The sequence below is a fragment of the Bradyrhizobium sp. STM 3843 genome, from assembly GCF_000239815.1.
Lineage (GTDB): Bacteria > Pseudomonadota > Alphaproteobacteria > Rhizobiales > Xanthobacteraceae > Bradyrhizobium.
The window spans coordinates 1-13,222 of the sequence record NZ_CAFK01000338.1 but is presented as its reverse complement, the minus strand read 5'-3'; the positions used below and the strand labels follow the sequence as shown (position 1 = coordinate 13,222).

Annotated in this window: 12 protein-coding genes; 9 read left to right on the top strand and 3 right to left on the bottom strand. The window is 63.9% G+C overall.

All coding sequences use genetic code 11. The features are described 5' to 3' along the window. The 7 genes from BRAS3843_RS37235 to BRAS3843_RS37205 form a co-directional block, all read left to right on the top strand. Window positions 1–447 (top strand): hypothetical protein (locus BRAS3843_RS37235; protein ID WP_050886600.1); only part of this gene is annotated, 447 nt, incomplete at its 5' end. Window positions 448–469: 22 nt separating this feature from the next. Further along, window positions 470–724 (top strand): hypothetical protein, encoded by a 255-nt coding sequence (locus tag BRAS3843_RS37230; protein WP_008974459.1) that lies wholly within the window; start codon window positions 470–472, stop codon window positions 722–724. Window positions 725–1,054: 330 nt separating this feature from the next. Then, window positions 1,055–2,848, top strand: coding sequence for a peptide ABC transporter substrate-binding protein (locus BRAS3843_RS37225; protein WP_008974458.1), 1,794 nt, complete (start codon window positions 1,055–1,057; stop codon window positions 2,846–2,848). Window positions 2,849–2,898: 50 nt separating this feature from the next. Next, window positions 2,899–3,858, top strand: coding sequence for an ABC transporter permease (locus BRAS3843_RS37220; RefSeq protein ID WP_008974457.1), 960 nt, complete (start codon window positions 2,899–2,901; stop codon window positions 3,856–3,858). Then, window positions 3,824–4,765 (top strand): ABC transporter permease, encoded by a 942-nt coding sequence (locus BRAS3843_RS37215; protein ID WP_035984088.1) that lies wholly within the window; start codon window positions 3,824–3,826, stop codon window positions 4,763–4,765. Before BRAS3843_RS37220 ends, BRAS3843_RS37215 begins: the two co-directional genes overlap by 35 nt. Next, window positions 4,765–5,766, top strand: a complete 1,002-nt coding sequence (locus tag BRAS3843_RS37210; RefSeq protein ID WP_175361188.1) for an ABC transporter ATP-binding protein — start codon at window positions 4,765–4,767, stop codon at window positions 5,764–5,766. Before BRAS3843_RS37215 ends, BRAS3843_RS37210 begins: the two co-directional genes overlap by 1 nt. After that, window positions 5,763–6,761, top strand: a complete 999-nt coding sequence (locus BRAS3843_RS37205) for a dipeptide ABC transporter ATP-binding protein (protein ID WP_008974454.1) — start codon at window positions 5,763–5,765, stop codon at window positions 6,759–6,761. The genes BRAS3843_RS37210 and BRAS3843_RS37205 overlap by 4 nt, the downstream gene beginning before the upstream one ends. Before the next feature lie 841 nt (window positions 6,762–7,602). Here BRAS3843_RS37205 and BRAS3843_RS37200 read toward each other — a convergent pair. Together BRAS3843_RS37200 and BRAS3843_RS37195 are read right to left on the bottom strand one after the other, a co-directional pair. Further along, complete coding sequence (locus BRAS3843_RS37200; RefSeq protein WP_008974453.1) at window positions 7,603–10,479, bottom strand: EAL domain-containing protein; 2,877 nt, start codon at window positions 10,477–10,479, stop codon at window positions 7,603–7,605. Window positions 10,480–10,634: 155 nt separating this feature from the next. Then, complete coding sequence (locus tag BRAS3843_RS37195) at window positions 10,635–11,633, bottom strand: NAD(P)H-quinone oxidoreductase (protein ID WP_008974452.1); 999 nt, start codon at window positions 11,631–11,633, stop codon at window positions 10,635–10,637. 84 nt (window positions 11,634–11,717) lie between these two features. Between BRAS3843_RS37195 and BRAS3843_RS37190 the strand changes: the two genes are divergently transcribed. Both BRAS3843_RS37190 and BRAS3843_RS37185 read left to right on the top strand, forming a co-directional pair. Beyond that, a complete protein-coding gene (locus BRAS3843_RS37190) occupies window positions 11,718–11,909 on the top strand; it encodes a DUF1192 domain-containing protein (RefSeq protein ID WP_008974451.1) in 192 nt (63 codons plus the stop codon). A 372-nt stretch (window positions 11,910–12,281) separates the two neighbouring features. Beyond that, window positions 12,282–12,791 (top strand): DUF1465 family protein, encoded by a 510-nt coding sequence (locus BRAS3843_RS37185; RefSeq protein WP_008974450.1) that lies wholly within the window; start codon window positions 12,282–12,284, stop codon window positions 12,789–12,791. 122 nt (window positions 12,792–12,913) lie between these two features. Here the strand turns inward: BRAS3843_RS37185 and rpmE are convergent, their stop codons facing one another. After that, window positions 12,914–13,141: a 50S ribosomal protein L31 gene (rpmE, locus tag BRAS3843_RS37180; protein WP_012046762.1), complete on the bottom strand. Its 228-nt coding sequence runs from the start codon at window positions 13,139–13,141 to the stop codon at window positions 12,914–12,916. Between the last annotated feature and the right edge of the window lie 81 nt (window positions 13,142–13,222).

Genomic DNA, 13,222 nt, shown 5'->3' with positions numbered 1-13,222 from the left:
CCGATTGCGGCGCCTGGCCACGTCGCCGAGACGGCCGCGCCCGCCCAAATCACCGGGTCAACTGCACCTGCCGAGGTCACCGAGCCTGCGGCGCCGAAGCCGAAGCCCGCTGTGGCGGCCCTCAAGCCGGAAGTGCAGAAAGCCTATGCGCTGCTCAGCGATGGCCAGATTGCCGGCATCAAGGATCGCCTGAAGCTGTCGCCTGACCAGGAATATTACTGGCCTGCGGTGGAAACCGCCTTGCGGGCCGTGGCCCGGAAGATCCACGCCACGCGCCAGAGCAATCCCAAGCCCGGCAGCATGCCGATCGATCCTGACTCCGACGAGGTGCAGCAGCTGAAATCGGCGGCGATGCCGCTGCTGTGGCAGCTCCGCGACGACCAGAAGGACGAAGTGCGCAAGCTTGCGCGCATCATCGGTTTGGATAAGGTCGCCGCCGCAATCTGACGCGGGCGACGACGAGGGATCGGTGAACGAGTACGACGCGCTGCGCGATTACCTGAAGCAGCAGACCCGTCCTGAACTCATGCTCAGCTTCGACCAGATCGAGGAGATCATCGGTGCGAGCCTGCCACGGGCCGCGCAGCGCGCCTCCTGGTGGGACAGTCTGCGCAGTCCACAGGAACGGATGCCGCAGCGCGAGGCCTGCCTCGACGCCGGCTATGTCGCGACCCGCATGCCGGATGGCAAGGGCGTGCGGTTTCGCAAGTTGAAGCGGCCATAGCTGATTAGCATCCTCGCGACGCGCACGCTCTACTTGCCGGCCAGCCTCTGCGCACGGTGTAAATGAATCCGGGACCGTCGCTGCATTTGGCTGCCTCCGCTGTCATCGCCGCGCGGGCGTCGTGATCTCGTTAGTTCCGTTTTCCGAGCACGCTTTGCAGCAATCCCTTCTGCAGGTGCGAAGCGCGCGTGAAGCGAAGCCGTTCTGACGAGATTGGCCCGGAATCTGCTTTGACAGTCGCTTCGAACGCTGATCCAATTTCGCGTCGCTCCAGGCATCCGCATGGAGGCGCGAGGTTTTCTTGGATCAGTATCAGCTGGAGTTGATTGAATGAACGAGCGCGACCTTCGCAACCAGATCGCCGATGTCAAATCCGGGCGCTTGTCGCGCCGAGATTTTGTGCAGCGGATGATCGCTCTGGGGCTGACCGCGCCGATGGCCGGTGCGATGCTGGCCCATTCCGGGGTCGCCGTTGCCGCCGAACCGATCGTTTACAAGCCGACCAAGGCAGGCGGCGGCGGGCCGCTGAAGCTGCTGTTCTGGCAGGCACCGACCCTGCTCAACCCGCATTTCGCGATCGGCACCAAGGATCAGGAAGCCTGCCGTCTGTTCTATGAGCCGCTCGCCGGCTGGGATGCCGACGGCAATCTGGTGCCGATTCTCGCCGCCGAGATTCCGACCAAAGAGAATGGCGGGCTCGCCGCCGACTACAGCTGGGTGATCTGGAAGCTGAAGCCGGGCGTCAAATGGCATGATGGTCAGCCTTTCACGGCTGACGATCTCATCTTCAACTGGCAGTATGCCGTCAATCCGGACACCGCCGCGGTCTCGATCGGCAGCTACAAGGCGATCAAGTCGGTCGAAAAGATCGACGACCACACGGCGAAGGTCACCTTCACGCAGCCGACGCCGTTCTGGGCCGATCCGTTCGTCGCCGCCTTCGGCCAGATCATCCCCAAGCACATCTTTGCCGATTACATCGGCGGCAAGTCGCGTGAGGCGCCGGCCAATCTGAAGCCGATCGGGACGGGGCCCTATACGTTCGTCGACTTCAAGCCCGGCGATTCCATCGCCGGCAAGCGCAATCCCGACTATCACCAGGCCAACATGCCGTATTTCGATACGGTCGAGGTCAAGGGCGGAGGCGATGCGGTGTCCGCCGCGCGCGCGGTGCTGCAGACCGGCGAATACGACTACGCCTATCTCTTGCAGGTCGAAGACGAGATCCTCACCAAGCTCGAGGCGGGCGGCCAGGGCAAGGCGCAGCTCACGGTGACCGGCCATATCGAATATATCGCGCTCAATGTGACCGACCCCTGGACCGAGGTCGACGGCGAGCGCGCCAGCGTCAAGACCAAGCATCCGCTGTTCTCGGATCCGGCGGTGCGCAAGGCGATGAACCTCTTGATCGACCGCGCCTCGGTGCAGAAATTCATCTATGGCCGCGCCGGTGTCGCGACCGCGAACTTCCTCAACAACCCCGAGCGCTTCCGTTCGCCGAACAACAAGTTCGAGTTCAACATCGAGAAGGCCAACCAGATCCTGGAGGAGGCCGGCTGGAAGAAGAATTCGTCCGGCATCCGCGAGAAGGACGGCAAGCAGCTCAAGGTCGTGTTCCAGACCTCGATCAATGCACCGCGCCAGAAGAACCAGGCCATCATCAAGCAGGCCTGTCAGAAAGCCGGCATCGAGGTCGAATTGAAATCGGTGGTCGCTTCCGTGTTCTTCTCCTCCGACGCCGCCAATCCGGACACCTACACGCATTTCTACTGCGACATGGAGATGTACCAGACCACCATGCCGCAGGCGGATCCGCAATTCTTCATGAACCAGTTCGTCTCATGGGAGATCGCGAACAAGGAGAACAAGTGGCAGGGCCGCAACGTCTCGCGCTGGCAGAACAAGGAGTATGACGAGACCTACCGCCAGGCGCAGAGCGAACTCGATCCGGTCAAGCGCGCGGCGATGTTCGTCAAGCTCAACGACCTCGTCGTTCAGGACAACTACATCCTTCCCGAAATCAACCGCAAGAACTGCATCGGGCTGAAGAACGGCATGGTGGCCAACAAGAGCGGCTGGGACAACGACCTCTGGCAGATCGCCAGCTGGTATCGCGAGACCTGACGCGCCTGTCGCTGTTACTATGATCACCACAACATTCTAAGGCGGGAGCGATGGGAAATTACCTGCTCAGGCGCCTGATCGTCGCTGTGCCGAGCCTGCTCGGCATCAGCCTCATCCTGTTCGTGCTGCTGGCGCTCGCCCCCGGCGATCCGTTCGGCGAGCTTGCCAGTAATCCGAACATTCCGCCCGAGGTGCGCGAGGCGCTGCGGGTCAAGTTCGGCATGGATGACCCGATCCTGGTGCGATATCTGCATTGGCTCGTCGCCATGGTGCATGGCGATTGGGGCTTCTCGTTCGCGAGCCGGGTGAATGTCGACACGCTGATCCTGCAGCGGATCCCGACCACGCTCTACGTGGTCGGGACCGCACAGCTCCTGGCGCTCGCGGTGGCGCTGCCAATCGGCGTGTTGGCGGCGACGCGGCCCTATTCGATCTTCGACCAGATCGCCAATACCTTCGCCTTCATCGGCTTCTCGCTGCCGACCTTCTTCACCGGCCTGTTGTTGATCCTGATCTTCAGCGTCAATCTCGGCTGGCTGCCCTTCGTCTACCGCACTGACATCCACGCCACCGGCTGGCTCTGGTATTGGGAGAACATCAAGCAGGCGATCATGCCGGTCACGGTGCTCGGCCTGTACCAGGCCGCGTCCTACACGCGTTACATCCGCTCCGCGGTGCTCGACGTCATCAAGCTCGACTATGTCACAACGGCGCGGGCCAAGGGGCTCGACGAGAGCAAGGTCATCGTCAAGCATGTGGTGCGCAATGCGCTGATCCCCGTGGTGACGCTGGTGGCGCTGCAGATGCCGACCGTGTTCGGCGGCGCCATCGTCACCGAGCAGATCTTCCGCGTTCCCGGCATCGGCTCGCTGCTGATCAGCGCCATTCTTGCCAACGACACACCCGTGATCATGGCGGTGACCTTCGTGTTCGCCTGCCTGGTCGTCCTGTTCAACCTGATCGCCGATATCCTGTATGGCTGGCTTGACCCACGTATCTCCTTCCGTTGAGGCGGTTGTCGCGCCGGTTACGCGCAAACGCCGCTTCTCGCCGGGCCGCGACGCGGTCAGGCGCTTCCTTCGCCACCGCCTTGCCGCGCTCAGCGTCCTGGTGCTGGCGCTGCTCGCGCTGGCGATCCTGGTCGGCCCCTGGCTCTGGCGCGTGCCGATCAACGAGATCGACTTCACTGCGCGGCTGTCGTCTCCGTCCTGGGATCATCCGTTCGGCACCGACGATCTCGGCCAGGATCTGCTGTCGCGCATGATCTATGGTGGACGCATCTCGCTCGCGGTCGGCTTTGCGGCGATGGCGGTCGGCCTGTGCTTCGGAATCATCGTCGGCGCCATCGCCGGCGCCTCCAGGGGCGTCGTCGATGCCGCGCTGATGTGGCTGACCGACCTGTTCCTGTCGCTGCCGCAGCTGCCGCTGCTGCTGCTCGTCATCTACCTGTTCCGCGACTTCCTGAAAGGCTGGCTGGGGCCGGAGGGCGGCGTGTTCGTGCTGATCGTGCTGGTGATCGGCGGTTTCCGCTGGATGCCGGTGGCGCGCCTGGTCCGCGCGCAATTCCTGTCGCTGCGCGAGAAGGAGTTTGTCGAGGCGGCGCGCGCGCTCGGCGCCTCCAATCTGCGCCTCGTGGTCCGCCACATCCTGCCCAATGCGCTGGGACCGGTGATCGTCGCCGGCACGATCGACGTCGCCGCCGCGATCATCGCGGAATCGACGCTGTCGTTTCTCGGCCTCGGTTTCCCGCCGGATATTCCGACCTGGGGCCGGCTGCTCTATGACGCCAAGGACTATCTCGACATCGCGCCGCATTGGGCGCTGTTTGCCGGTGGCGCCATCTTCCTCACCGTCATCGCCATCAACTTCATCGGCGACGGCTTGCGCGATGCGCTCGACCCGCGAAAGGTGATGTGATGGATGCCCGCGTCGCTCCGCTGCTCGAGATCAAGGGGCTGAAGACCTATTTCGACAGCGACGAAGGCAAGGTGCAGGCGGTCGACGGCGTCGATATCGCGATCGGCCGCGGCGAGACCTTGTGCGTGGTCGGCGAGTCCGGTTCCGGCAAGACCGTGACCGCCATGTCGGTGTTGAAGCTGATTGCGATGCCGCCGGGGCGCATCGTCGGCGGCCAGATCCTGTGGCAGGGCCGCGATCTGGTGCCGCTGCCGACCGCCGAGCTCAATCGGATCCGCGCCAGCGAGATCGCGATCGTGTTCCAGGAGCCGATGACCTCGCTCAATCCGGTCTACACCGTCGGCGACCAGATCGCCGAAGTGATCCGGCTGCATCAGGGGCTGTCGAAGCGCGCGGCGATGGACCGGGCGGCGGAGATGCTCGCTTTGGTGCAGATTCCCAATCCGCAGCGCCGCGTGCACGACTATCCGCATCATTTCTCCGGCGGCATGCGCCAGCGCGTGATGATCGCGATGGCGCTGTCCTGCAATCCGAAGCTCCTGATCGCGGACGAGCCGACCACCGCGCTCGACGTGACCATCCAGGCGCAGATCCTCGATCTCCTGCTCGACATGAAGGAGCGGCTGGGGATGTCGATCATGCTGATCACGCACGCGATGGGCGTGGTCGCCGAGGTCGCGCAGCGCGTCGTGGTGATGTATGCGGGCCGGGTCGCCGAGGAGGCGCCGGTCGATCGTCTCTTTGCCAATCCGCGCCATCCCTATACGCAGGGGCTGATCCGTTCGATCCCGCGCATCGATCTCGATGCGGTGAAGAAGACGCGGCTGGAGAGCATCGCCGGCAGCGTGCCCAAGCTGGTCAATCCGCCGGAGGGCTGCCGCTTCGCCTCGCGTTGCCGCTTCGCGCTTCCTGATTGCCGAAAGGCGCAGCCGGAACTGCGCGAGATCGAGCCCGGCCACAAGGTGGCCTGCATCCGCGCCGAGGAGAATTTGCTGCAATGAGCGCGCTTGCCGCCACCGACGCGACGGCGCCCCAGCCGCTGCTCAGCGTCCGCGATCTGACCAAGGCGTTTCCGATTCGCGGCGGGCTGTTGAAGCGCGAGATCGGCAGCGTGCGCGCGGTCGACGGGGTCAATTTCGAGATCGGTCCTAGCGAGACCTTCGGCCTGGTCGGCGAATCCGGCTGCGGCAAGTCGACCACCGGCCGCTGCGTGCTGCGGCTGATCGAGCCGAGCTCCGGCGAGCTGCGCTTCGAAGGCAAGGATGTGATGTCGCTGTCAGGCGACCGCCTGCGCGCACTGCGGCGCGACATCCAGATCATCTTCCAGGACCCTTACGCCTCGCTCAATCCGCGTATGACGGTCGGCGCCATCATCGGCGAGGCGCTGACCATCCATGGCCTGGCCACCAGCCGCCCGCAATATGAGGCGCGGATCGTTCACCTGCTCGAGACCGTCGGCCTGCAGGCCGACCACATGACGCGCTATCCGCACGAATTCTCCGGTGGCCAGCGCCAGCGCATCGGCATCGCGCGGGCGCTGGCTGTCGAGCCCAAGCTGATCATCTGCGACGAGCCGGTGTCGGCGCTCGACGTGTCGATTCAGGCGCAGGTGATCAACCTGTTGGAGGATCTGCAGCAGAGATTCGGTATTGCCTATCTGTTCGTCGCGCATGATCTGTCGGTGGTCGAGCACATCAGCCGCCGCGTCGCGGTGATGTATCTCGGCCGCATCGTCGAAACCGCGGCCTCGCGCCAGCTCTATTCGACGCCGAAGCACCCCTACACGGAAGCGCTGCTGTCGGCGGTGCCGATCCCCGACCCATCCGTCAAGCGCAAGCGCATCCGCCTGAAGGGCGAAGTGCCGAGCCCGATCAATCCGCCGTCGGGCTGCCACTTCCACAGCCGCTGTCCGCTCGCCAAGGACATCTGCAGCACGGAGGTGCCGAAGCTGAAGGAAAGCGCGCCGGGCCACCTGGTGGCGTGCCATTTCCGGTAGGGACGATCCAAGGCACTTCCGCAGTGGAGGTGTTGACCGTTCCAACGGCCTGGATGATGCAGCTCATCGTCTCCTGGCGGCTCCGAGCAGCTGTTCGAATATGCCCGCCATGCGCAAATTGCCCGTCGTGCCAACGTGTCGCAGGCTGCGCGTCTTGTCGTGTCGGGCAAATCACGAGCACATTTGTCCGCGTCTCGGCCTACCAAGAGGGGCGCTTCGCGATCGTCACGAGTGTCGGGCCTGAGATGCGATGGACGCGATGATGTCGCAGTGTGCGCGAGCACACCGACGAACGATGTCGCCGCGTACGGTCAAGCCGCGTGGTCCTGGCATCCCGACGCTGATGCCGCGCTGATGCGAAAGCGTCATGCGCAATACGGTGGCCAACACGCCCGGAGCACCGGGGAGAACGCGGAGCAGCCGTTAAGGCCATTGCGCAGGGAAGGCCGGCGCTATCCGGCTGAGCCTGTGGTTCCTGCCCCGTGCATTTTGTTCGCACGGGGGCCGCGGGTATCAGTCGATACCCGGTCTTCCCTGCGCCCTCTCTTTCGAAGAGGGATGATGAAATTCAAGGCTCGGACGCGAAACGCGTCGCGAGATCGCGAACACGTATCTGATTGGAATGCATGTATCTGGCTGGAAGAGGAATGGCCGCGCTTGATACTCAGCCGTCATCGCCCGGCTGAACCGGCGGTGACGACGGAGGGCTTAGTTGATAGTTGGGGCACTTACGTCTCTCACCCGCGCGTGCTCGCGGATGGGCAGGTCAAGTAGTCAGCCTGGCCATCTACGAACGGAGAGCAGAGTGTTGGCGATGGCGATGCTTATCCCGCTCCGGTGCTCAGCTCGCCGCCTCCAGCCGCACTTCGGTCAGCAGCCGCATCGCGGTATCGGCGTCCATCGGCTCGCCGAAGGCATAGCCCTGCGCGAATTCGCAGCCGAGCTGATAGAGCTCGACCGCATCGGAATCCGTTTCCGCGCCTTCGGCGACGACGTCCATGCCGAGATCATGCGCCAGCGCGATGATCGATTTCAGGATCACCGGACGCGTGCCGCGGGTCGTGGTGCGCACGAAGGACTGATCGATCTTCAGCGTATCGAACGGGAAGCGCTGCAGATAGGCGAGCGAGGAATGGCCAGTGCCGAAATCGTCGATCGACAGCCCGACGCCGAGCTCGCGGATGCGGGTCAGCATCTGCGCGGCATGCTCCGGATTCTCCATGACCAGCGATTCCGTCAGTTCCAGCTTCAGCGAGCCGCGCGCCACCGAGGAGCGCGCCAGCACCGAGCGGACGTCGTGGATCAAATCGTGGCGCAACAGCTGCCGCGAGGAGACGTTGACGCTGGCGAACAGCGGATCGCGCGAGCGCATCGCGCGCTGCCAGATGCTGAGCTGTCGCGCGGTCTGGTCGAGCACGAAGGTGCCGAGATCGACGATCAGGCCGATCTCCTCGGCGATGGTGATGAACTCGATCGGCGACATCCGGCCGAGCTTGGGATGATCCCAGCGCGCCAGTGCTTCGAAGCCGGCGATCGAGCGATCCTCCAGCCGCACGATCGGCTGATAGAGGATGGTGATCTCCTGGCGCTCGATCGAACGGCGCAGCTCGCTCTCGAGCGTCAGGCGGTCGTTCTTGCGCGCACGCATCGCCGGCTTGTAGACGTCGATACGGTCGCCGCCGATCCGCTTGGAGTGATACATCGCAAGCTCGGCATCCTTGATGATGTCTTCCGAGAGCTGAACCTGCGGGTCGGACAGTGCAAGCCCGATCGAAGCGGTGAGGAAGATCTCCCGCTCGTTGAAGGCGATCGGCGCGCGGACGGTCTTGCGGATGGTTTCGGCAAAGGCGGTGATGCGCGCGGGATCCTGTTCGGAGAGCAGGATCAGGCCGAACTGATCGCCGGCAAGCCGTGCGAGGGTGTCCTGCGGTTTGAGGATGCGGGACAGCCGTCGTGCGAGGGTCAGCAGGATGGAATCGCCGACCGCGATGCCGACGGAATCGTTGACCTGCTTGAAGCGATCGAGATCGATCACCATCAGGGTCGGTCGCAGGTTCGGCATGGTCTTGCCGAAGTTCGCGACGGCGGCCAGGCGGTCGATGAACAGCTTGCGGTTGGGGAGCCCGGTCAGATTGTCATGCACGGAGTCGTGGAGCATGCGCTCCTCGGCATTCTTGAACTCCGTCACGTCGGTCAGTGTGCCGACCACGCGCGAGACCTCGCCGTCGGAGCCGACCACGGGCCGCGCTTTGAGCGCGAACCACATGAAATGGCCGTCGGGCGTGCGCAGGCGGAAATCCTGCACCAGGCGACCGCGGCGCTGATCGAGCACGCTGTCGAGCGCGGCGCGGAAGCGGTCCTGGTCGAGCGGGTGCAGCACTTCGAGCCACTTCGCCGCCGGCCCTTCGAGCGTGCCGCGCTTCAGTCCGAGCAGATGCTCGGTCTCGGGGCTGGTGAACACCTTGTCGGCAGAGACGTCCCAGTCCCAGATCAGGTCGCCCGATCCGGTCAGGGCCAGCGCGCGGCGCTCGACGTCGGAGACGATGCCGGTGGTGGCGCCGCCGCCGGCAAAGGCGTGCTGCATGACCGTGAATCCGATCAGCATCACGATCAGCACGAGGCCGCCGAGCAGGGCCGGGCCGACGATGTCGTTGGTGACGGAGCCCGCGACCGTCATGCCGGCGGCGCCGACCCAGACCGTCAGCAGGAACCAGGTCGGAATCAACAGCACCGCGCGGTCGAAGCCGTGGCTGGAGAGATAGACGATCAGCGTAAAGCCGGCGACCGCGATCAACAGCAGCGACATGCGCGCGATGCCGGAGGCCACGGCCGGATCGAACAGCGCGACCGCGACCAGCGAACCCAGGAAGAACAGCCAGCCCACCGTAATGTGCGAATAGCGCACATGCCAGCGCGACAGATTGAGATAGGCGAACAGGAAGACGAGCAGGGTGGCGGCCAGGATGGCCTCGCCCGAGGCGCGCCAGACGCGCTCGGCGTTGTTCGACATATCGAGCACCTTGCCCCAGAAGCCGAAATCGACGCCGATATAGACCAGCACCGCCCAGGCCAGCGCGGCGGCCGCCGGGAACATGATGCTGCCCTTGACCACGAACAGAATGGTGAGGACGAGTGCAAGAAGTCCGGAGATGCCGATCACGATGCCCTGGTACAGCGTGAACGAGTTGACCTTGTCTTTGTAGGCCTCGGGCTCCCACAGATAGAGCTGCGGCAGCTTGTCGGTGCGCAGCTCCGCAACGAAGGTGACGACGGAGCCGGGATCGAGGGTGACGCGGAAGACGTCCGCGGTCGGGCTTTCCTGCCGCTCCGGCAGATCGCCGATCGAGGGCGTGATGGTGGCGATGCGGGAGAGGCCGAGATCCGGCCAGAACACGCCCGAGCCGACCACGCGATAATGCGGGGCGACGATCAGACGGTCGAGCTGGTCGTCGGTGTTGTTGGCCAGCGCGAACACGACCCAGTTTTGGCCGCCCTCGCGCGCCCGCACCTCGATGCGGCGAACGATGCCGTCGGTGCCGGGCGCCGTCGACACCTGGATGCGATCGCCTTCGCTCTTCTGATGTTCAAGAATGCCGGTGAGGTCGATCGCAGGCGCGTCACCGCGGACGCTGACCGCGTCGACGGCATGCGCAGGGGCTGCGGCAACAGCAATCACGAGGCCCAGCGCAAGCGACGCAAGGCACCTGATGAGATGCAATGTCAAATCTCCGCGTTCGACGCCAATCCAAAGCGAAACAGGTCAAACCGAAAGCGCAGCCGGAAGGGATGGCAATGTCCTTAGGATTGCGCGATCATTGCCACGAAAGCGTGGAAAATCAAAGGGTTTCCACACACACTCTGTTTAGAGTTCGCCTAGACTTCCAACACAATTTTGCCAATATGTTGACTGGTCTCCATGCGTGCGTGTGCTTTGGCGGCATCCGCGAGCGGGAAGCTCGAATCCATCAGCGGCTTGATGCGACCCTCGCGCAAAAACGGCATCACTTTCTGCTCGATCGCCGCGACCATCGCCGCTTTCTCCGCATTGCTACGGGGCCGCAGGGTCGAGCCCGTGTGGACGAGCCGCTTCACCATCAGCTTGGCGAAATTAACGGTCGCCTTCGGGCCGCCCAGGAAGGCGATCTGGACGATGCGGCCGTCGGTTGCCGCGGCGTCATAGTTGCGCTCGATATAGTCGCCGCCGACCATATCGAGGATCACGTCGGCGCCCTTGCCGCCGGTCGCCGCCTTGGTCGCGGCGACGAAATCGTCGGTCTTATAGTTAATCGCATGGTCGGCGCCGAGCTTGAGACAGGCCTCGGCCTTGTCGGCCCCGCCGACGGTGACGATGACCGTCGCACCAAAGGCCTTGCCGAGCTGGATCGCCATGGTGCCGATTCCCGACGAGCCGCCATGGACCAGCAGCGTCTGGCCGGATTTGAGCGCGCCGCGCTCGAACACATTGTGCCAGACCGTCATCAGGGTTTCCGGCAATGCGCCGGCCTGGAGCACCGACAACGAGGGCGGCACCGCCATCGCCTGGCCGTCCTGGGCGATGCAATATTCGGCGTAGCCGCCACCGGCGACCAGCGACATCACGATGTCGCCGAGCTTGTGCCTCGTCGCGCCTTCGCCAAGCGCCACCACCTCGCCGGCCACTTCAAGTCCCGGCAGGTCGCTGGCGCCGGGCGGTGGCGGGTAGCTGCCGGAGCGCTGCGCCACATCGGGGCGGTTGACGCCCGCGGCCTTCACCTTGATCAGGATCTCGCCGGGGCCCGGTTTCGGCACGGGGCGGGTTTCCGGCTTGAGCACCTCGGGACCGCCGGGCTTGCTGATGGCGACGACGGTCATTTGCGCGGGCAGCTGTTCCATGAGATGTCCTTCGCGACGGCGGGAATCCTTATCAAGCTGCTTAGCCAGCCGGGCTGCGGCTGGCAACCGGAAGGAGGATCAAGGATGGCAGGCGAAGATGACGAGCGGCCGCGCAAGGCGGTCTCGCACGAGATCGGTCAGGATCTGTCGATCCTCTCGGTCGAGGAGCTGACCGCGCGGATATCGTTGCTGCAGGGCGAGATCGAACGGCTGCAGCAGGCGGTTGCAAAAAAGCGTGCCTCGCGCGACGCGGCGAACAACATCTTCAAATCGTAAATGTGAAGGCGCAAATGTGCTCGGCCAATGGCCGACATGGCTAACGAAGCCTGAATTTTTCGCGCTATTTACGGTTGATTAAGCTTTCGCCTTTATAACCGGACTGTCCTCGTTTGGACACCGAGTGGCTCCTGTCCACTCTGTTTGACGCCTCCCTGTTATCAACTTTCAAAGCCGCCGGAAACGGCGGCTCTTTTTTTGCCTCAGCTATGACGGGCGCTGTGTGTGCACGCTGCAGAGCACACTCCCACTTCACGGAAACCATATTCCGTCTTGCTGCTGGACTCTGGCAACGACCCGCGCAATGATTTGTTTATCATACCGGCGAGGCAAGCCGGTTGTTCGTAAACAGTCGCGTAAGAGGCGTTAACCATGTCTGACCGTTTGCAGGGCGATGGCGCTCTTGTTCAGTTCAACGAGCGGCTCACCAATTCCGCTGCATTCGGGACTCTGTTTCGCGAAGGCATGGATCTGGTCGAGGAGACCGCGGCCTATCTCGACGGCATCGGCCGCACCGAGGCCAAGGCGCTCGACCGTGCGGTCAGCCTGACCTACGCCACCGAGAGCATGCGGCTCACCACCCGCCTGATGCAGCTCGCTTCCTGGTTGCTGTTGCACCGGGCGGTGAAGGAAGGCGAGATGACCTTGAGCCAGGCCAATCGTGAGAAGACCAAGGTGAAGCTCACGGCCGCCGATCCTGGCCCGACCGACCTCTTGGAGAAGCTGCCGCAGCAGCTGCAGGACCTGATCTCCCGCTCGATGAGCCTGCAGGCCCGCGTCCGTCGCCTCGACAGCTCGATCCACACGCCGGCGGACCAGAGCGCGATCGGCAACCCGCTGGTGCCGCATCTCAACCGGCTCAAGGCCGCCTTCGAGCAGTAAAGCTGGCCCCGCGCCGTTCGGCGCGGTCAGAGATCAAGCCCAAACAAAAACGCCCCCGACATCGGGGGCGTTTTGCATTTCCGGTCCAAACAAGCCCCGCAGCGGCAGCGGCCCGAGAAGGATCAATCCTTCTTGAGGAAGCCCTGGAACTTCTTCTGGAAACGCGACACGCGGCCGCCGCGATCCATGATCTGCTGGGTGCCGCCGGTCCAGGCCGGGTGCGATTTCGGGTCGATATCGAGGTTGAGCTTGTCGCCCTCTTTGCCCCAGGTCGAGCGGGTCTGGTATTCGGTTCCGTCGGTCATCACGACGGTAATCGTATGATAATTCGGGTGAATGTCGGCTTTCATGGCATATCCTACGGCACGGTGAGGCGCGACCGCGCCTATTCCTGTCATCACTGAAGGGGGACAATTGTCCGCTCTATAGCC